At 70.7% G+C, this 19470-nt stretch carries 16 protein-coding genes and 1 other RNA gene; 2 read left to right on the forward strand and 15 right to left on the reverse strand.

Going from position 1 to position 19470, the window contains the following annotated elements; translation table 11 throughout:
- Positions 1-98: 98 nt before the first annotated feature.
- Positions 99-1466 carry an alpha/beta fold hydrolase gene (locus MMA15_RS09155; protein ID WP_241058624.1) on the forward strand — a complete coding sequence of 456 codons (1368 nt, stop codon included), beginning with the start codon at positions 99-101 and terminating at the stop codon, positions 1464-1466.
- An 81-nt stretch (positions 1467-1547) separates the two neighbouring features.
- Here MMA15_RS09155 and MMA15_RS09160 read toward each other — a convergent pair whose 3' ends face one another.
- From MMA15_RS09160 to ftsE, 11 genes are all read right to left on the reverse strand, one after another.
- On the reverse strand, positions 1548-2921 hold the full coding sequence (locus tag MMA15_RS09160) for an LLM class flavin-dependent oxidoreductase (RefSeq protein WP_241058625.1): 1374 nt from the start codon (positions 2919-2921) through the stop codon (positions 1548-1550).
- Positions 2918-3808 (reverse strand): ABC transporter ATP-binding protein, encoded by an 891-nt coding sequence (locus MMA15_RS09165; RefSeq protein WP_372498214.1) that lies wholly within the window; start codon positions 3806-3808, stop codon positions 2918-2920. Before MMA15_RS09165 ends, MMA15_RS09160 begins: the two co-directional genes overlap by 4 nt.
- Positions 3784-4635, reverse strand: a complete 852-nt coding sequence (locus tag MMA15_RS09170; protein WP_372498215.1) for an ABC transporter permease — start codon at positions 4633-4635, stop codon at positions 3784-3786. Before MMA15_RS09170 ends, MMA15_RS09165 begins: the two co-directional genes overlap by 25 nt.
- Positions 4632-5693 carry an ABC transporter substrate-binding protein gene (locus MMA15_RS09175; RefSeq protein WP_241058626.1) on the reverse strand — a complete coding sequence of 354 codons (1062 nt, stop codon included), beginning with the start codon at positions 5691-5693 and terminating at the stop codon, positions 4632-4634. The genes MMA15_RS09170 and MMA15_RS09175 overlap by 4 nt, the downstream gene beginning before the upstream one ends.
- A gap of 440 nt (positions 5694-6133) precedes the next feature.
- On the reverse strand, positions 6134-7108 hold the full coding sequence (locus tag MMA15_RS09180; protein ID WP_241058627.1) for an oxygenase MpaB family protein: 975 nt from the start codon (positions 7106-7108) through the stop codon (positions 6134-6136).
- A 66-nt stretch (positions 7109-7174) separates the two neighbouring features.
- Positions 7175-7855: a GOLPH3/VPS74 family protein gene (locus tag MMA15_RS09185; RefSeq protein WP_241058628.1), complete on the reverse strand. Its 681-nt coding sequence runs from the start codon at positions 7853-7855 to the stop codon at positions 7175-7177.
- 609 nt (positions 7856-8464) lie between these two features.
- Positions 8465-8835: a transfer-messenger RNA gene (gene ssrA / locus MMA15_RS09190) on the reverse strand.
- A gap of 233 nt (positions 8836-9068) precedes the next feature.
- A complete protein-coding gene (smpB, locus tag MMA15_RS09195; RefSeq protein ID WP_241058629.1) occupies positions 9069-9599 on the reverse strand; it encodes an SsrA-binding protein SmpB in 531 nt (176 codons plus the stop codon).
- 18 nt (positions 9600-9617) lie between these two features.
- On the reverse strand, positions 9618-10919 hold the full coding sequence (locus tag MMA15_RS09200; protein ID WP_241058630.1) for a S41 family peptidase: 1302 nt from the start codon (positions 10917-10919) through the stop codon (positions 9618-9620).
- Positions 10920-10987: 68 nt separating this feature from the next.
- On the reverse strand, positions 10988-11899 hold the full coding sequence (gene ftsX, locus MMA15_RS09205; protein WP_241058631.1) for a permease-like cell division protein FtsX: 912 nt from the start codon (positions 11897-11899) through the stop codon (positions 10988-10990).
- Between the two features lie 100 nt (positions 11900-11999).
- Positions 12000-12689, reverse strand: a complete 690-nt coding sequence (gene ftsE, locus MMA15_RS09210) for a cell division ATP-binding protein FtsE (RefSeq protein ID WP_241058632.1) — start codon at positions 12687-12689, stop codon at positions 12000-12002.
- Positions 12690-13026: 337 nt separating this feature from the next.
- Here ftsE and MMA15_RS09215 point away from each other — a divergent pair, with 337 nt between their 5' ends.
- Entirely contained in the window at positions 13027-13221 is a 195-nt protein-coding gene (locus MMA15_RS09215) for a hypothetical protein (protein ID WP_241058633.1), read from the forward strand.
- Between the two features lie 272 nt (positions 13222-13493).
- Here the strand turns inward: MMA15_RS09215 and MMA15_RS09220 are convergent, their stop codons facing one another.
- From MMA15_RS09220 to MMA15_RS09235, 4 genes are all read right to left on the reverse strand, one after another.
- Positions 13494-14192, reverse strand: coding sequence for an LPXTG cell wall anchor domain-containing protein (locus tag MMA15_RS09220; protein ID WP_241058634.1), 699 nt, complete (start codon positions 14190-14192; stop codon positions 13494-13496).
- 277 nt (positions 14193-14469) lie between these two features.
- Entirely contained in the window at positions 14470-15588 is a 1119-nt protein-coding gene (gene prfB, locus MMA15_RS09225; protein ID WP_241058635.1) for a peptide chain release factor 2, read from the reverse strand.
- Positions 15589-15777: 189 nt separating this feature from the next.
- Complete coding sequence (locus tag MMA15_RS09230) at positions 15778-17256, reverse strand: serine/threonine-protein kinase (RefSeq protein WP_241058636.1); 1479 nt, start codon at positions 17254-17256, stop codon at positions 15778-15780.
- 120 nt (positions 17257-17376) lie between these two features.
- Complete coding sequence (locus MMA15_RS09235; RefSeq protein ID WP_241058637.1) at positions 17377-19110, reverse strand: serine/threonine-protein kinase; 1734 nt, start codon at positions 19108-19110, stop codon at positions 17377-17379.
- Positions 19111-19470 lie beyond the last annotated feature (360 nt).

Genomic DNA, 19470 nt, shown 5'->3' on the forward strand with positions numbered 1-19470 from the left:
GTTACTCTAGCGTAACGTACCGACGGGTTACCGGTGGTACGCGCTTGCCCTTAGCGTTCCCCCCACTCCGCAAAGGAGCGCAGCGAGGGGAGAGAGCGATGGGACAGACCTCCACCGACCACCGCGCACGTACGATCCTCCGGCACGGCGCCCGGCTGGCGGCCACGGCCGTCGTCGCTCTCACATGTGTGGCTGCGCAGTCCGCGCCCGCCGGTGCGGCCACCGGGCCCGAACGTCCGGTCGCGCCGGACTCGCAGGTCCCCGCGTTCTACGACCCGCCCGCGCAACTGCCGGACGCCGACGGCGCGTTGGTCCGCTCCGAGCCGCTGCCGCTCGGCCTCAGCCTGCCCGGACCGCACGGTCCGCTCCCCGGCGAGGCGACCCGGCTGATGTACAAGTCCACCGACTCGGGCGGCGATCCGGTCGCGGTGACCGGCGCCTATATCGAGCCCTCGGCGGACTGGAAGGGCGAGGGGCCCCGCCCGATGATCGCGCTTGCGCCGGGCACGATGGGGCAGGGCGACCAGTGCGCCGCGTCGCTGGGGCTGGAGCATCCGATCTCGTTCAACGGCCGTTCCGTGTCCGTCGGTTACGAGGACCTGGCCGTCTACCGGCTGCTCGCCGCCGGGGTCGCCGTCGTCGTCACCGACTACGCGGGGCTCGGCGCCACCGACCGGCTGCACACCTATGTGGACCGGCGCGACGAGGGCCACGCGCTGCTGGACGCGGTGCGCGCCGCCAGGAACCTGGACGGGGCGTCGGTCGGCGAGCGCTCGCGCGTCGGTCTGTACGGCTACAGCCAAGGCGGCGGCGCCAGTGCCTCCGCCGCCGAACTCCAGCCGTCCTACGCGCCCGACGTGAAGCTCGCCGGTGCCTACGCCGGTGCGCCGCCCGCCGATCTCACCGAGGTCGTCAAGGGCATCGACGGCAGCGCGCTGGCGGGCGCCCTCGGCTGGTCCATCAACGGCTTCCTCCAGTCCGACCCGTCCCTGGAGGAGATCGCCGAGAGGAACATCAACTCCGAGGGCAAGGCCGCCCTGGACGATCTGTCCACCCGCTGCATAGGCGACGCGATCTTCTCCTACGGCTTCAAGCAGAGCAGGGACTGGACGATCACCGGCAAGTCCCTCACCGAGATCATCGCGGACGAGCCGAAGCTGCGGGCCACGCTCGACGCACAGCGCATCGGCTCGCTGAAGCCGAGGACGCCCGTGCGCGTGGCGACCGGCACCGAGGACGACATCGTCGGGCACGAGCAGGCACGCGGGCTCGCGGTGGACTGGTGCGAGAAGGGCGCGAACGTCACCTACAAGCCCGTGAAGCTGCCGAACCTCGGCGACGGCCTGCTCACCAACCACGTGGCGCCGCTGCTCGTGGACCAGGGCGACGCGATCGGCTGGCTGACCGACCGGCTCGAAGGCAAGGCGGCCGGTTCGGGCTGCGGGGAGCTGCCGGGGCAGCCCTGAGCGGGTCTGGCACGACGCCGGGACGGGCCAGACACGGGCCCGCCGGAGGGGCCGCCGCTCCTCCGGCGGGCCGCTTCCCCGTCAGGCGACGGGAGCCGCGGCGCTCCGCGCGGCTTCGTAGCGGCTCAACGGCCGTGCCAGTCCGTAGTGTTCGCGTAGCGTGCCGCCCTCGTACTCGCTGCGGAACAGGCCGCGTTCGCGCAGGATCGGCACGACCTGGGCGGCGAACACGTCGAAACCGCCCGGCAGCCACGGCGGCATCACATTGAACCCGTCGGCCGCACCCTGCTCGTACCACTGCTGAAGCTGACCGGCGACCTGCTCGGGCGTTCCCGCGATGACGCGATGGCCGCGAGCGCCCGCCAGCCGGTGCAACAGCTCCCGCACGGTGGGCTGTTCACGCTCCACGATGTCGAGAACGAGCTGGAAGCGGCTGCCGTTGCCGCGTTCGCCTCCGGTCTCGATCAGCTCGCGCGGAACGGGCCCGTCCAACTCCCCTTGCGTCAGCCGGACTCCGAGCAGACGGTGGAGCAGTTCCAGCGAATACTCGGGCTGCGTAAGCTCGTTGAACTCCTGGTGCAGCCGTCGGGCCTCCGACTCCGTCGACGCGATGAACGGGCTGATGCCGGGCAGCACCAGCAACTTCCCCGGATCGCGGCCGAGTCGGGCGGCACGCTGCTTGATGTCCGCGTAGAACTCCTGACCGCTGCGGAGGGTCTGGTGCGCGGTGAAGACGGCCTCCGCGTATCGCGCGGCGAAGGCCCTGCCGTCCTCCGACGAACCGGCCTGCACATAGACGGGTCTGCCCTGCGGGGAGCGGGGGATGTTGAGCGGGCCGCGCACCTTCAGCAGCGGCCCTTCGTGATCGACTGTGTGGATGCGGTCGGTGTCGGCGAAGAGGCCGCTGCGACGGTCGGCGACGAGCGCGCCGTCCTCCCAGCTGTCCCAGAGTTTGCCGACGGCTTCGAGGAAGTCGCGGGCGCGCTCGTAGCGTTCGGCGTGCACGGGGTGTGCGTCGAGGCCGAAGTTGCGGGCGGCCTGCGGCGCTCCCGTGGTGACGATGTTCCAGCCCGCCCTGCCGCCGCTGAGGTGGTCGAGGGAGGCGAAGAGCCGGGCCAGGTTGTACGGCTCGGTGTAGGTGGTGGACGCGGTCGCGATGAGCCCGATCCGCTCGGTGGCGGCGGCGACGGCCGACAGCCAGGTGAAGGGTTCGAGACGGAAGCGGCTCGCGTAGCGGACGTTGTCGGCGAGGGCGGGGCCGTCGGCGAAGAACACCCCGTCGAAGGCGGCCAGTTCCGCCGCACGGGCGAGGTCCTGGTAGAAGCGGATGTCCAGCAGCCGGTCGGGGTCAGGGGACACGCTGTGCCGCCAGGCCGCCTCATGGTGGCCGCCCGGGTAGACGAAGAGATTGAGGTGCAACTGCCTGGTGCGGGGGTCCGCGCTTTGCGCACTCATGCGGGCACCTCCTGCTTCTCGCGCTCACCGGAGCGGCCGGGTCCCTGGTCGTCGGTCGGCTGATCCTCGGGCGCCTGGCCGCCCGACAACTCCTCGCCGCCGAACGGTTCTTCGCCGGGTGCCGCGCCGTCACGGGAACGCTCGGCCGCGTCGACGCCCAACCGCGCCAGCAGCGACTCGCGCAGCGCCGTGTACTCGCGGGAGCCGTGGCCGCCCGCCCCGTCCAGCTCCACCGGCACGTCCGCGGTGATACGGCCGTCCTCCAACACGGCGACCCGGTCGGCGAGTTCGATCGCCTCGTCCACGTCGTGCGTCACCAGCAGCACGGCCGGACGGTGCGCCGCGCACAGCTTCCGCAGCAACTTGTGCATGCGGATGCGGGTCAGGGCGTCCAGCGCCCCGAACGGCTCGTCGGCCAGCAGCAGTTCGGGCTCGCGTACAAGGGAGCGGGCCAGCGACACACGCTGCTGTTCACCGCCGGACAGCTCCACCGGCCACGCCGACTCCCGTCCGGACAGGCCGACTTCGCCGAGCGCGGCACGACCGCGCTGATGTGCGTCCGGACCGGCCAGGCCCAGCAGCACGTTGTCCAGGACCCTCTTCCACGGCAGCAGCCGGGCGTCCTGGAAGACGACGGAGACGTTCGCGGGCGCGCTCAGCAGCCCCTGGCCCGCGACACCGTGGTCGAGGCCCGCCAGGGCCCTCAGCAGCGTCGACTTGCCGGAGCCGCTGCGCCCGAGCAGCGCCACGAACTCCCCTGCCGCGATGTCGAGTTCGAGCCCGTCGAGTATCTTCCGTTCCCCGAGCGAACGCTCCAGATCTTGGATGCGCACGGCCGTACGGGCACGTGCCGTGCCGCCGTTCAGCTCGCGAGTGTCCGTCGCCATGACAGCACCTTCCTCTCCGCGTATCGCACCAGCCCGTCGGAGAGGAGGCCCAGCAGCCCGTAGACGACCAGCCCGACGATGATGATCTCGGTCTGTCCGTAGGTGCGTGCCAGCTCCATCATGTATCCGAGTCCGCTGGTGGCGTTGACCTGTTCGACGACGACGAGGGCGAGCCAGGCCGACGTCACGGCGAAGCGCATGCCGAGCAGGAAGCCGGGCAGCGCCCCCGGCAGCACGACATGGCGTATGAAGAGGCCGCGCTTCAGCCGTACCGTCTCCGCCAGTTCGACGTAGCGGCTGTCGATGGTGCGCAGCCCGTTGTGAGTGTGGATGTAGACGGGCACGAAGACGGCGAGGGCGACGGTGACGACCTTCATCGACTCGCCGATCCCGAACCACAGCACCAGCAGCGGCACCAGGGCCAGCGACGGCAGTGCCCGCTTGATCTGCACTGGGCCGTCGATCAGTCCCTCGCCTACGCGGCTGAGTCCGGCGGCGACCGCCAGCAGCAGCCCGGCCAGGGTCCCGAACAGCAGCCCCAGAGCGACGCGTTGCGCCGAGGACGCGAGGTGGCCCTGGAGGCGTCCGTCGCCGATCAGATCGCCCGCGGTGGTCACCACCGTCCACGGGGCCGACAGCAGCCGCGGCTCGATCAGCCCGGCCGCGGAACCCGCCGACCACACGGCGAGCAGCAGCACCGGGCCGAGGGCCTTGCCGAAACGGAACGGACGGCCGGGGGCCAGCCGGGGCCCGGCCGAGGCGCGGGGGCGAGCCCGCCGCACGGCGCCCGTAAGGCGCCCGAGGGTGTGCGCGGTGGCGGCGCTCACGGCTTCTCCCCCTCCGAATCCTCGCCGGAGTCCGAGGACTTGAGGGCGTCGGCCGCGACATGCTCGAAGCGCCGGTCGAAGAGCGTGGCCGCGTCGAACCTCTTCCGGCCGGTCTCCTTGGCGATCAGATCGATCGTCTTCTGCTGCCGCCGGATCACCGCGTCCCAGTCGGCGGGTATCTCGGGCTCGCCGTTGTGCTTGTGCAGATATTCGCCGTCCTGACGGCTGAGCCCCTGGTCCTTCACGGCGTAGCCGTCGACCCACTCCTTCGGGTGCTCGTACGCCCAGAACTGCGCACGCGCCCAGAACTTGACGAACTCCCTTACGGCGGCGGCCTTCTGGGGATCTGCCACGGTCTCCGTAGGCGCCCACAGATGGGAGGCGTCGTCACGCAGGCCGTGCGCGATGGTCTTGCCGCCCTGCTTGCCGTACTTGGCGGGATAGCGCTTGAGATTGACCGCACCGAGGGGCGCCGCGTCGACCTGGTGCTCGCCGAGCGCCGTCGAGTAGACGTCGCCGGTGCTTGGCATCTCGACGAGCTTCACGTCCTCCTTCTTCAGCCCGGCCTTGTGCAGGATGCGCAGTACCAGCGCCCCCTGCGCCTGCCCGGGGCTGAAGGCGATCCTCTTGCCGCGAAGGTCCTTCAGCGAGTCGATTCCGGCGCCGGGCGCGATGCCCAGCCGGTAGATGGGGTTCTTCGCCGGGTCCTTGCGCGTCTCCGCGGCGACGAGCTTGGTGTCCAGGCCCGTCCAGTGCGCGTGTATGGACGGCACTTCGGCCGAGGCGCACAGATCCAGCGAATGCGCGCGGAACGCCTCGGAGCACTGCGGGCCGCCGCTGATGTTCGCCCACTTCACCTTGAACGGCAATTTGCTTGCCGCGCCGGAGAGTTGAAGCAGTACGCGGTCCTCGGGGGCGCCGATCGTCAAGGTCGTCTTCGGTGAGACCTTCGCGGGGATCTCGGTCTTGGCGAGCTTCGCGTCGGACGTTCCAGCACCGTCCTGCTGGGTGCAACTCACCAGCAGCAAAGGTGCGGTGGAGGCGGCGAGGAGAGCCATGCGCCGGTTCGGGCGCCGTCGCCGGCCGACGGCGCTCGGGCGGGGTCGTCGCTGATCAGGGGCGGGCCTGGGCATGTTCGTTTCCCGGTTCGTTCGGGTGCTGCTGCGGTACGGGCATACGCCACCGGACCGCGGCGGCGCAGTGCGCAACAGGCGGCCGGAAAGCGCCAATCGGAAGTGAGAGAAGAGAAAGGAAAGCGGCAGCGGAACGGCGTCGGAGACCGCGTGGGGGAACCGCGCGCCGGAGAGAGGTCTCAGCTACACAGCGCGGAGGCGACGCGCCGGAAATCCACGGAACGGCGCTGCGTGAAACCGGAATTGGGCATGCCGTCGAAGCTAGCGACGCCGCTCAGCGGGGGTCAACAACCCCCGGGCTTCCGCACGGAGAATGCAATGCGTGCTTCGCCCCCGCGCCATCGCCGTGTCACACGGGGAAACAATCAGCGCAAGTCCGGCGCCTGCGGCGGCACATAGTGCTTGGGGGAGTCCATCTCCTCCGGCAGCGGCGAATTCCTCACGGGCGACTCCACTTGGGGCGCGTCGGCCGCACGCAGCCCCGCCTCCCGCTCCCAGCCCGCCCGCGCCCGCGGGTGGTAGCGGTACCTGAACGGCACCAGCCGCCACGCGTGATGGACGATCCGCCCGAGGCGCCGCAGCCTCCGCTCGTCCCGTACGGTCCACCGGTGGCCGAGCCGCTCACGCACGGGCTCCGGGAAGAGCCCCACCGTGAACCAGACGGTGAATCGGGCCAGCGGCCCCCGCAGCGCACGCCACGCCGCGTACGGCATCCAGGACAGCGCGGGCGGCCTGGCGATGAGGCTGATGTCGAGCACATCGCGGGCGGGCCGGTTGTCCTCCAGCACCTCACGGGCCATCCGGTCCCAGTACGCCTGGAATTCGGGCCAGCTCGCCGGCACGGGCCGCATGGTCATCCCGTACAGCCGCCACCAGCGCACATGTTCGTCGAAGAGCTGCCGCTTCTCGCCGTCGCTCAGCCCCGGCCCGAAACGGTCGGCGACGAGCAGCGTGAGCATGAAGAACGTCGAGTGCGCCCAGTAGAAGGTGTCCGGATCGAGCGCGTGATACGGGCGGCCCTGCTCGTCGACGCCCTTGATCGTGTCGTGGTACCCGCGTACCCGGCGGGCCGTCTCGGCGGCACGCGGCCCGTCGTACACGACGCCGCCGATCGGATACAGCGAGCGGAAAAGCCGCTGCCACCGCTCCTCGAAGAAGCGGGAGTGCTCGGCGACTCCGGCGCCCAGCCCGGGGTGCATGTTCTGCATCGCACCCGCCCAGGGGGCGAGCAGCACCCCGCGCCAGTCGCCGAAGTACTTCCACGTGAGCGAATCGGGGCCCAGGGGTACGGGCGGCCCGGCGGCGGGGCCGGACCGGGCGTGCGGATGCCGCTGCTCCATACGCCCGCTCCTTTCCGCGCGGTCGCGCTCCCCTGGGCCGCTCACCGGCCCGCTGCGTACTGCCGCCTACTGGCCGCTGGCCCCAGCGGACGCGACCGCACCGATGATCGCCGCGTTCGTCATCTGCATCTCGTCCAGCGCCTTCTTCAGCGCGGGCCCGGCCTCACCGGCACGCGCCGTGAGTTCCTTGATGCGCTTCTTGTGCTCGCGCCGGTCCTTGCCGGAAGTGACCGTGGGGAAGCCGCCCACCGCCGCCAGCGCCGTCAACGCGGCCTGCCTGGTGCTGAATTCGCCGACCGGACGACCGCCCGTCAGCGTCTCGACGGCCTCCGCGTGCAGCCGCTTCACCAGCGCGGCGTCCTTCACCTCGACCCGGTCGGAGAGCCATGTACGCCGCTCGATGCGAACCACACGGTCCTTCTCCAACTGCCGCTCCACAGCCTGGAACGTCTGCTTGCGCTCCCGCTGCACCAGCGCCTTCCACTTTCGCGGCTTGTCCGCCGCTATCCCCCGCAGCGCCTCGTCGAGCAGCGGGTCTCCCGTACGCCTGTCACCGACGGTGCGCACCTTGCCGTCGTCGTCCGTGATGCACCCACGGTCGGTCAACTCGACGAGCACAGCCGCACGCAGCACACTGCCTATGACTTCCCGCTTGGTGAGCTTCTCCTTCTCGGTGTCGCACGCGAGCAGGTACAACTCAGCGGGGAGGCTGCGCCCGTCCCCCGGATTCTTGTCCTTACGGTCCATGCCCCCATCACAGCACGGACCCACGGGCCGACCGAAGCCCCAGTCACGCGCTTTGTGCCCACCGACGAGCACCCGCGTCACGGTCACGGGACCCTACGGCCCCACCCTTGCTTCCACCCCCGGGACGAAGCGGAAATCGGGGGGCACATTCGCCGCCCGCGCCTGGCGGACGCCTGCCGGTACGCGGGTCGGCGGCGGTTGTGCGAATCCTGTGTGGGAGGTGCGGAGCGGACGGGATCGCTGATCCCGGACCCGAGGGTGGCGGCCCTCAGAGCCGTTCCGTACACGAAGAGCATGTGCCGCCGCTCGGCCCCAACTGACAAGCCCCGCAAGGGTTTTGATCGGTCGAGCCCCACGCAGAGGCAGTGATCGGAGCCCGGGAGAACCGGGAGCGCCGGGAACCACCGGGGCGACGACCCGGGGACGACCACGGCGCGCAACCCCCACGGGGCGGCAGGGGGCGAAGCCCCCGCCAAGGGGGTGCCAGGGGGCGAAGCCCCCGCCGGGGGTGCGGGTGGCGGAGCCCCCGCCCCGCGCGGCGCCAGCCGCGCAAAACACAACGAGGGCGACCCGGTCCGCGCTTTCCGCGGACACACGTCGCCCTCGACCGAGTGGAGATGGCGGGAATCGAACCCGCGTCCAACGGAGCAGAAGAAGGGCTTCTCCGAGCGCAGTCCACTTCGATTTTCTCGGCCCCGGAGATCACGTGGACAAGTCTCCGACGGGCCCAGTCACTGTTCTGTGTCCCGGCAGACCCCGTGACCGGGTCTACGCGGTGAGTCCCCTAGCTGATGCCAGGATCCGGGTCGGGAACGCACCCGGGCTGACACTTCACGCTCGCTGCTCAGGCAGCGAGGGCGAAGGAATCGCGCTTCGAATTGGCGATTATTTTTTTGCGGCACATGGTTAACGAGATCATTGCCGCGTTCCTCGGCTCGCTTCACCTGCTTCGACATCCGCTGTCGAAACCGATCATCCCCATGTTGAGTTGACAACCCACGACGCCCGGCGGGGCGGCGCTGTGGACATGGTACGGGACCCGGCCACACCAGCACCAACCGATTCGGACGCCTTCGTATTCCCGCCCCCCGCCGCGTGCCCCGGACCCGCGCCGGAACCGGCCCGTACCGGCGTACGCACTCGACCTCGTCACGCTAAGTATGGGCCACCGAACGCTCCGCACACACGGCACCCTCGCGCGCCGCGACCCGCCTCAGGCCCGGACCCGCTGCCGCCGCCGTGCCGCCGCCATCGCGCGGTCCGACTCGCGGCGGTCCTGCTTCTCCCGCAGCGCGTGCCGCTTGTCGTACTCCTTCTTGCCCTTCGCGAGCGCGATCTCCACCTTCGCGCGCCCGTTGAGGAAATAGAGCTGGAGCGGCACCAGAGTGTGACCCGTCTCCTGGGTCTTGCCGATCAGCTTGTCGATCTCGTAGCGGTGCAGCAGCAGCTTCCGCTTGCGCCGGGCCGTGTGGTTCGTCCAAGTGCCCTGCGCGTACTCGGGGATGTGCACGTTGTGCAGCCACACCTCGCCGCCGTCGAGCTGGGCGAAGCCGTCGACCAGCGAAGCCCGGCCCTGGCGCAGCGACTTGACCTCGGTGCCCGTGAGCGCGATGCCGCACTCGTAGGTGTTGAGGATGTGGTAGTCGTGGCGGGCCTTCTTGTTCTGCGCGATGAGCTTACGGCCGCCCCGGGCGTCCTCGGCCTTCTTGGCCTTGCTCTTCTTCTTGTCGTCCTTCTTCGCCATAGCCCGGCCATTCTCCCACTACGACCGGGCCTCCAGGCCACTCAATACCGTGCGGGCCCGCTCCGCCGCGTCCCACCCGGCGTCGATCGGCAGGTCCGGCATGATGCCCTGCCCATCGAGCGAACGCCCCGAGGGTGTGGCGTAGTGGCCGACGGTGAGTTCCGCTACGGAGCCGTCCGGCAGCTTCCGCGGCATCTGCACCGACCCCTTGCCGAAGGTGCGGGAGCCCACGACCACGGCCCGGCCTCGGTCCTGCAAGGCGCCGGTCAGCAGTTCCGCGGCGCTCATCGTGCCGCCGTCGACGAGCACCACCAGCGGCGGCGCCGCCCTTCCGCCGGCCGCCGCGCCCGTAGCGCTGTCCGCGTAGAGGGCGCGCTGCTCGCCGTGGTCCTCGTAGGTGGCGACGAGACCGCCGTCGAGGAAGACCGAGGCCGCGGCGACCGCCTCCTCGACGAGGCCGCCGGAGTTGCCGCGAAGGTCGAGCAGGACTCCGGAGCCCGCCGGTACATCGCGGGCGACCGCTTCGTGCACCTGGCGCGCGGAGCCCTTGGTGAAGGAGGAGACCTTGATGCGCGTGACGCCCTGCCCCATGTGGTCCACGGTGACGGCGTCGGCGCTGAGCCGCGTCCGGCGCAGTCTCTCCTTCCACTGCCGTCCGTCGCGGTCGAGTTCCAGCTCCACGCTGCTGCCCAGCGGCGAGGACTCGGCGGAACGGCCGCCGGTCTCCGCGCCGCGCAGCCGCGCCACCACGTCGGTGACGGGATTCTCGGAGACGTCCTCGCCGTCGACGGCACGCAGCCGGTCACCGGGGCGCACTCCCGCACGGTGAGCCGGGCTGCCGGGTGCGACCCGGGCCACGGCGACGGACGGCGTGCCCCGGGAGTCCCGTTCGCGCCGGACGGAGACGCCGACGCCCACGTACTCGCCGTCGAGGGTCTGTTGCAGCCCCTCGTACTCGCGGGCGGTGTAGGCGGAGGACCAGCGGTCGCCGCTGCGGCTGACGAGTTGCTCTGCCTCCTCGGCCTCACCCGCGGTGGCTCCGTCGCCCCGTACCCGTCCGGTCTCGTCGTCCAGGCCGGACGCTCTGCTCGTGGCGTCGCCGAACGTACCGCCGGCGAAGTCCGCCTCGGCGGAGGACTCCCCCGCCGACATGTCTCGCGAGCCCGCGAAGGCCCGTACGCCGTCGCCCCAGGCACCGGTGGCCGCGCCCGTCGCAAGAACGCTCGCGAAGACCAGTGCCAGACCCGCCCCGCGGCGCAACTGCCGGGAGCTTCCCCTGCGTTTGTCGGGGGATGGGGCGGAATACCACGAGTCCGACATGATTCGGAGTCTAAGCCAGACGAGGGGCGCCGCACGGGCCGTTGGCCGTACGGCGCCAGCGTCGTGCGTCACACCTTCAAGTACTTGCGCAGCGTGAAGAACGCGGCCACCGCGGGCATCAGAATCCCCACCGCGACGAGCAGCGGCAGCACCTTGAACACGGCGTCCCAGCCGATGAAGTTGATGAGCGCGATCTTCTCGGCGAGCCAGCTGTCGATGAGGAAGAACTTGCCGCCGAGCAGCAGCACGCAGGCGAATCCCGCACCGATGAGGCCCGCGATCGCCGCCTCGAGGATGAACGGCATCTGGATGTAGAAGCTGGACGCGCCGACCAGCCGCATGATGCCCGTCTCACGGCGGCGGCTGAACGCCGAGACCCTGACGGTGTTGACGATCAGCAGCAGCGCGACGACCAGCATCAGCCCCATCACGAACAGGGCAGCGATGTTCATGCCGTTGAGGAGGTTGAAGAGGTTCTCCAGCAGGTTCCGCTGGTCCTGCACCTCCTGCACCCCTGGTCTGCCGGAGAACGCGGTCTGCAACACCCGGTACTTGGTGGGGTCCTTGAGCTTGACGCGGTAGGACTCCTGCATCTGGTCCGGGGTGAGGGAGTCGGCGAGCGGAGAGTCCTTGAACTGCTCCTTGTAGTGCTTGTAAGCCTCGTCGGCCGACTCGTGGTAGACCTTGTCGACCACCCGGAGCTTCTGCAACTCCGTGCGGATCTGGTCCTTCTGCTGCGCGGTGACGGCGCCCTTGGCGCAGTTCGGGTCGGAGTCAGCGTCGTTCTCGTTGCACAGGTAGACCGACACCTGGACCTTGTCGTACCAGTAGCCCTTCATCGTGCTGACCTGTTCGCGGGCGAGCAGGGAACCGCCCGCGAGGGCCAGAGACAGGGCTACCGACACGATCACCGCGAAGGTCATCGTGAGATTCCGGCGGAGACCGACGCTGATCTCCGACGCTACGAACTGGGCGCGCATGGCGTCCTTTCAGTGTGTTGCCGTCTCAACTGCTCAGACTGCTCAGCCTGTTCGACGGCGGGCCCGCCGGACGCAGCGCCGGCGACCGCCCGCCGGCGGCTCAGTGCTGGTAGCCGTAGACACCGCGCGTCTGGTCACGCACGAGCCGGCCCCGCTCCAGCTCCACGACGCGCTTACGCATCTGGTCGACGATCTGCTGGTCGTGCGTGGCCATCACCACTGTCGTGCCGGTCCGGTTGATCCGGTCCAGCAGCTTCATGATTCCGACGGAAGTCTGCGGGTCCAGGTTGCCGGTCGGCTCGTCCGCGATCAGCAGCATGGGACGGTTCGCGAACGCGCGGGCGATGGCGACGCGTTGCTGCTCACCGCCGGAGAGCTCCCCGGGCATGCGGTCGCCCTTGCCTCCGAGGCCCACCAGGTCGAGCACCTCCGGGACCGTCTTGCGGATCTGCACCCGGGACTTGCCGATGACTTCGAGCGCGAACGCGACGTTCTCACCGACCGTCTTGTTGGCCAGCAGCCGGAAGTCCTGGAAGACGGTGCCCAGTTGGCGGCGCATCTGCGGCACCTTCCAGTTGGACAGCCGGGCGAGGTCCTTGCCCAGTACGTGCACCTGACCTTGGCTGGCACGCTCCTCGCGAAGGATCAGCCGCAGGAAGGTGGACTTGCCGGAGCCGGACGAGCCCACCAGGAAGACGAACTCGCCGCGCTCGATGTCCAGCGAGACATCGTGCAGCGCAGGGCGGTTCTGCTTGGGGTAGGACTTGGAGACGCTGTCGAATCGGATCACGGATACACCATGTCGGCCTGGGGCAGGGGCAGCGGAAGCCGCGTGGCGGCTCACCGTCGAATGTGGCGACCTTACGCGAACCGCCGCACGGCGCGCAGTCGGCGTTCGTTGTTGGTGGGCTTGGTCACGTGCCCTTTACGACAAAGCACCATATTCCCGGTCCTTTTCTCCGGGTCCGTACGGCCGGAGGGCCCGCGGCGGTGCGGACGGGGCGGAGCCACTGCACTCGCGGGCGGATGCTGGCACAGTGGAGTGGAGGGCCGCGGGAGGCGGCCCGGGCAAGCCCCAGGGGAACCGGTCACTCCCCGGCGTCGTTGGCAGACTGAGAGGAGTTCGCATGACATGCGACCGACTGGTGTGTGCCAACTGTGCCGGCCCAGTGAGCGAAGGCCGCTGCGCGGTCTGCCGTGCGCACCGTGAGCGTCTGCACCGGGAGTCGCCGTTCGCGAGCCTCTCCCCCGCGGCGCTGTTCGCGCTGCTGCTGGCGTTGCTGACGGTGGCGCTCGTCGCCCAGCGCATGGCCACCGCGTAGCCCTGGAGAGGCACCGGGCGCATACGAGGCGCGTAGCCGTACGAGCCTCCCAGGCGTATGGGACACCCGTAAGAGGCGTGTAGCCGTACCACGGCGGTGGGTGACCGGCCCGGTTCTCCGCGGCAGTTGATCTTCTGCGCCGACGATCCTCCACGCCGATCGCCCTTGGGGACGCCCCTCGGCACACGCACGTGACATACGTACGAAGGACCCGGAGCGCGCTTCGTGCTGCGCTCCGGGTCCCTCGTCGGTGTGCTTGACGCCTACGGACCTCAGGCGGCCGTACGACGGTTGATCATGCGCGGCATGACACGGAACGCCACACCGCCCGCGATCATCGTCGCGGCGCCGACCAGCAGGTAGGTCGTCTCGGCGGAGCCGGTGTCGGCCAGCTCTTCCTTCGGGGCCTGCGGCTGCTCGGGCTGGCTGCCGGTGCTGTCGGGCTGGGTGTTGCCGCCCTCGCAGTCGACGCTGTCGTCGTTCAGGTCGCAGGTGTCGTCACCGCCGCCGGAGCCGCCGATGGTGGCAGGCTCCTCGCCGCCGGTGTCGCCACCGTCGTCGCCGCCGGTGGTGTCGCCGCCGGTCGTGGTGGTGCTGCCGCCGTCGTCACCGCCGGTGGTGCCCTCGGTGTCGCCGCCCGTCGTGGTGGTGCCGCCGTCGTCACCACCGGAGGTGCCCTCGGTGTCGCCGCCGACGCCGCCGTCGACGCCTCCGCTCACGGTGCCCTCGGTGTCGCCGCCGGTGTCGCCACCGGTGGAACCCTCGGTGTCGCCGCCGCTGTCACCGCCGCTGTCGCCACCGCCGATCACACCGCCGAGGAGGCCGCCGACGAGGCCGTCCTCCTGTGCGGCAGACGAGCCGCTGCTGTCAGCGGCCTGCGCGGCACCCGCAGCGGTGAGCGAGGCGCCGACGGCGAACACCGTGCCGGCGGCGACGCGCGCCACACGCAGCCGCGTCTTCGATTTGATCATTGGCCAACTACCCCCAGTAGTTTCATTTTTCAATGGAGCAGCTGTGTGACGGGCTGCGGAGCCTCTTGCCGGGACACGGAATCTGTCCGCCTCTTCACCCCCGCACGCGCCCCTGACACAGGCATGCGAGCGAACAGCTTTCCCATTTTCCGCACCTCAGTCAAGCGAGAAGGACGTGAATTGGCCGTGCTGCGCTGGGAGTTCACGGGGTGCGGTACGAATCGTTATGCGGACGTGGCTCTTACGGAAGCTCATCCCCCGCTTACGGGCGGCTCGTTCAGCCCTCGTCCTGCTGCTCCTGCTGCTTGCGCCAGCGGATGCCCGCTTCCAGAAAGCCGTCGATATCCCCGTCGAGAACGCCCTGCGGATTGCCGACTTCATATTCCGTCCGCAAGTCCTTCACCATTTGGTACGGGTGCAGGACGTACGAACGCATCTGGCTGCCCCAGGAGTTGCCCCCGTCCCCCTTGAGCGCGTCCATCTTCGCCTGCTCCTCCTGGCGGCGGTGGGCGAGCAGACGTGACTGCATCACGCGCATCGCGGCGGCGCGGTTTTGGATCTGGGACTTCTCGTTCTGGCAGGAGACGACGATGCCCGTGGGGATGTGGGTCATACGGACCGCGGAGTCGGTGGTGTTGACCGACTGGCCGCCCGGACCGGAAGAGCGGAACACGTCGATCCGCAACTCGTTCTCGGGAATGTCGATGTGGTCGACCTGCTCCACCACCGGCAGCACCTCGACGCCCGCGAACGACGTCTGGCGGCGGCCCTGGTTGTCGAACGGCGAGATGCGCACCATGCGGTGCGTGCCCTGCTCGACGGAGAGAGTGCCGTAGGCGTAGGGCGCCTTGACCGCGAAGGTCGCGGACTTGATGCCCGCCTCCTCCGCGTAGCTGGTGTCGTAGACCTCGGTGGGATAGCCCCTGCGCTCGCTCCAGCGCAGATACATGCGCATGAGCTGCTCGGCGAAGTCCGCGGCGTCGACGCCGCCCGCCTCCGCGCGCACGCTGACGACCGCCTCACGGGGGTCGTACTCGCCGGAGAGGAGGGTGCGCACCTCCAGCTCGTCCACGGACTTCCGCAGCGCCTCCAGCTCGGTCTCCGCCTCGCCTCGTGCGTCGGCGTCGTCCTCGCTGCCCGCAAGTTCGAAGAGCACCTCGACGTCGTCGATGCGTGAGCGCAGCTCCTCCACCTTGCGGAGCTGGCCCTGGAGATAGGACAGCTTGCTGGTGATCTTCTGCGCGTTCTCCACGTCGTCCCACAGGTCGGGGGCGGCGGCCTCCTCCTCGAGGGAGGCGATGTCGCCCCTCATCCTGCCGAGGTCCATCACGGCCTCGATCGACTCCATGGTGGAGCGGAGGGACTTGAGCTCTTCGGGGAAATCGGGGATCGCCACACCTCCACCCTAACGGCTGGGCGATGCGGCCGTTCCACGCCCGGGTCCGCTTCCCGCGGGGGCGCGGACGCGGCCTGGCCGCGGGCCTGACGGCTTTTACGGAGGCGCCCGCTTCCGGTCTGCGGGCGGGCCCTCCGGTCCGGGGTCAGCCCGGGGCCGATCCTGGCGGGATCGGGCCCGGCCCCGGGGTCAGGGCTGCTCCGGGTGTTCCACCGCGGGCGCCGGCTGCGTGGTCTCGCCGTCGTCCCCGGACGCGGCCAGCCATCCGCCGAAGCCCGCGACCGCCGCGATCACGGCCGCTCCGGCGCCGAGTTTGATCCTGCGGCGCCGTGCTGCCGCGGCCGAAAGCGGGTTACGGGCGGAACCCGCACGCGGCTCGCCCGCGGCACGCGGTGCGCGGGCCGTGCCGTGCGCTCCGCCCGCGAGTTCGTCGGCGCCCGGCACGCGCATGCTCGTGTGGGTGTCGCGGTTGGAGTCGGGGCTCGCGCCGCCGTGCACCAGCGGGACCGCCGCACGGCGTGGACGGCCGGACGCCGCTGTGCCATGGCCGTGACCGCTCCCTGAGTCGCCCGAGCCGGGGTGGCCTGGGCCGGACTGCCCCGGCCCCGAGTGGCCGGCGCCCGCGGACTGCCGCCCGGCACCGTGGCCCGCCGCGGTGGTCGCTGCCGTACGGCCGTGCTGGTCCGGCACGGTGCCGCCGCCGGTCCGGGCCTCCGCATGGCCTTCGCCGTACGCGGCGTCGGAGCCGTACTCGCCGCCGGGGCCGGAGGTCTCGCCGTAGTCGTAGGAGCCGTACGAGTCGTAGGAGTCCTCGGGCTGTTCGTCGATGTCCAGCGGCGGCAGACCCTCCAGGTCGGGCAGCAACTCCCGCAGGCGCGCCGCCACTTCGACGGCGCGCAGCCGGGACGCGGGCGCCTTGGCGAGGCACTGGTGGATCAGCAGCCACAGCTCGTCGGGGATGCCGGGGAGCGGAGCGACCGACTCCGTGACGTGCCGGCGCAGCACCGCGCCCGGGTGGCCCCCGCCGAACGGCGTGAATCCGGCGAGGAGTTCGTAGAGCACCGTGGCCAGGGCGTATATGTCGACGGACGCGCGGGGCGGCAGGCCCTCCACGATCTCGGGCGCCAGATAGTCGGGGGTGCCGATGATCGACGTGGCCCGCGTCGTACGGGGCGAGTCGATCAGCTTGGCGACGCCGAAGTCCGTGAGCAGCGCGGGCGGCGCACCGCCCGGACCGGCCGGGGCCAGCGCGTCCAGCAGTACGTTCTCGGGCTTGACGTCCCTGTGGACGATGCCCGCGGCGTGCGCCGCCGCCAGGCCGTCCGCCACGTCCGCCGCGATCGAGACCGCGGGCTGCGGTGCGATGCGGCGGTCGTGCTCCAGGCGCGTGCGCAGATCCGTACCGCGCACCAACTGCATGACGAGCGCGAGGTCGCTGCCGTCCACGACCAGGTCGCGGACGCCGACGACGCTGGGGTGGTCGAGGCAGAGCAGGGCGCTGCGCTCCTGCACGAACCGCTCCACGAGGTCCTCGTCGCTGGCGAGGTCCTCGCGCAGGAGCTTGATCGCGACGGGACCGTCGGGACCTTCGCCGAGCCACACCGTGCCGGCGCTGCCGCGGCCGAGGATCCGGTGAGCGGTGTAGCGACTGCCGATCTTCCGTGCCATAGCGACAAAACTACGCGCCGGAAGGGGGGTTGAGGGGCCGGGAGCGCACTAACCGTCACTTTCGAGGGGGAATTCCCGCTCAGGAAGTCGACAAATCTCCGAACTCGCGTACTCGGAAGGCTATTTGGGAGCGCTGTCGATCAGATTCCCGATCTCGTCGAACAGGTTCTGCACCGACTCCCAGAAACTCTTGCCCTGCTCCCACCACGTGGGAAGCGGCGTGAGATTCCACACCAGTACTGCCGCCACCACCAGAAGCAGGATCATGAACAGACAGCCCTTGAGACATCCGAGGCCGGGAATGTGCATCGGATTCGCACTGCGCTGCCTCGGCTCGCGCCGGGGGCGCGGCTCGCGGCGGGGCGGCGGCTCGGGCTCGTAGCGCTGCGGAGGCGGCTGCGCGGGACGGCGCTGCTGCTGCCCGTAGTACTCCTGCTGGGACGGGCGGCGCCGCGCGGGCGGCGGCTGCTGCGGAGGCGCCTGGCGCTGCGGGCGGCGGCGCAGCGGGTCCATGCTCGGGTCGAGCGGCTGGACCTGCGTCTGCTCGTTGCGGTCGCGGGCGGCGCGCATCTGGCTTTCCCAGGGGTGCGGGCCGTCGGGCTGACCGGCGTCCGGCGAGTGCGCGGGCGGTGGCGGCGCTCCGGGGACGGGGGGCATGACCTGTGTCGGGTCGGCATTGGGGCCCTGGCCGGAGCCCGAGGGTCCGCCCTGGCCCTGACCGCTGCCTTGCGACTGCGGCAGATAGCTGGTGGGCGCGTTCGGGTCGAAGCCGCCGCCCTGGCCCTGCTGGTTCTGTGCGGGCGGCGAGTTCGGCAGCACCTGTGTGGGGTCGGCGTTGCCCGCCGCGGCACCCGCCGCGGCACCGGCGGCAGCACCCGCCACGGCTCCGCCTGCCGCCGCTGCGGCTCCGCCGCCCTGGCCGGACTCGGGCACCGACGCCGGAGCGGGGTCGGGCGCGAGCAGCCCGGCGACTCCCATCGCCGCCGCTGCCTGCTCGGGCGTGGCCTGTGCGCTGATGCCGGAGGCGACGGTGCGCAGCGCGTTCGCGAGGCTGACCGCGCTGGGCCGCTCATCGGGGCGCTTGCGCAGGCACCGCTCGGTGACCGTCCACAGCGGGTCGGGCATGCTCGGCGGACGCGCCGGCTCCTCCCCGAGGTGGCGGTGGATCATCTCCAGGGCGGAGCCGCCCGTGAACGGCGGCTGCCCGGTGGCCAGTTCGTAGAGCAGGATGCCCGCGCCGTAGATGTCCACGGCGGACGTCTGCGGGCGGCCCTCGGCCGACTCGGGCGCCACATAGGCGGGGGTGCCGACGAATTCCTGGGTACGGGTCAGGCCCGGCGAATCGGCGAGCCGCGCGATGCCGAAGTCGGTGAGCATCGGGCGCATGCCCTCGGGGCCCTCGGCCAGCAGCACGTTGGCGGGCTTGAGGTCGCGGTGGACGATGCCGTCCGCGTGGCTCGCGGCGAGCGCGTCGGCGACCTGCGCGGTCACCAGCGCGGCGGCCACCGGCGAGAACGGGCCGTTCTCCCGCAGATAGCGGTGCAGGTCCGGCCCCTGGACCAGGTCCATCACGAGGGCGAGGAGGTCGCCCTCGACGACGAGGTCGCGCGTACGGACGATGTTGTGGTGCTGGAGGCGGAGCAGGACGGAGCGCTCCCGCAGGAAGCGCATGACCACATCGGGGTCGTTGGCCAGCTCCTCCTTGAGGACCTTGATCGCCACCGTCTCGCCGGGCTGGCCCGGCACGGCCGCCTCGGCGCCGGCCGTCTGGTTCTGCCTCGCCCGCCACACGGTGCCCGTGGCGCCGCGGCCCAGCGGTTCCTCGAGCAGGTACTTGCTGCCTACCGGCCGCACGTCATGCGCTCCCTGAAGTCGTACTGCAATCCCGCCCACAATAGTGCCGTCTCACAGACGGTCGACGCCTCATGCGAACGGATGGGCGACTTCCGGCAATGACGCGCCACGGGCCCGCGACGGTTGCGGACCGCCGGGCGGAACCGGGCGGACCGGGGCGGCGCGCGCCCGCGAACCCGACCGCGGGCCGCCCGCGGAACCGTACCGTCCGGCGCCGCGCGGGGGCGCGGATCGTATCGGGAGCGCTGTCCGGGCAGGCCCTCTTGCGCACCCGGGAGCAAAATCAAGATCATTGACCGCCGCGAGCGGGGCGAGATGTCAGTGGCGGGTGCGAAGATGCTCGCGGCATTCGACAGCACT

Origin of the sequence: Streptomyces marispadix (assembly GCF_022524345.1) — a bacterium.
Lineage (GTDB): Bacteria > Actinomycetota > Actinomycetes > Streptomycetales > Streptomycetaceae > Streptomyces > Streptomyces marispadix.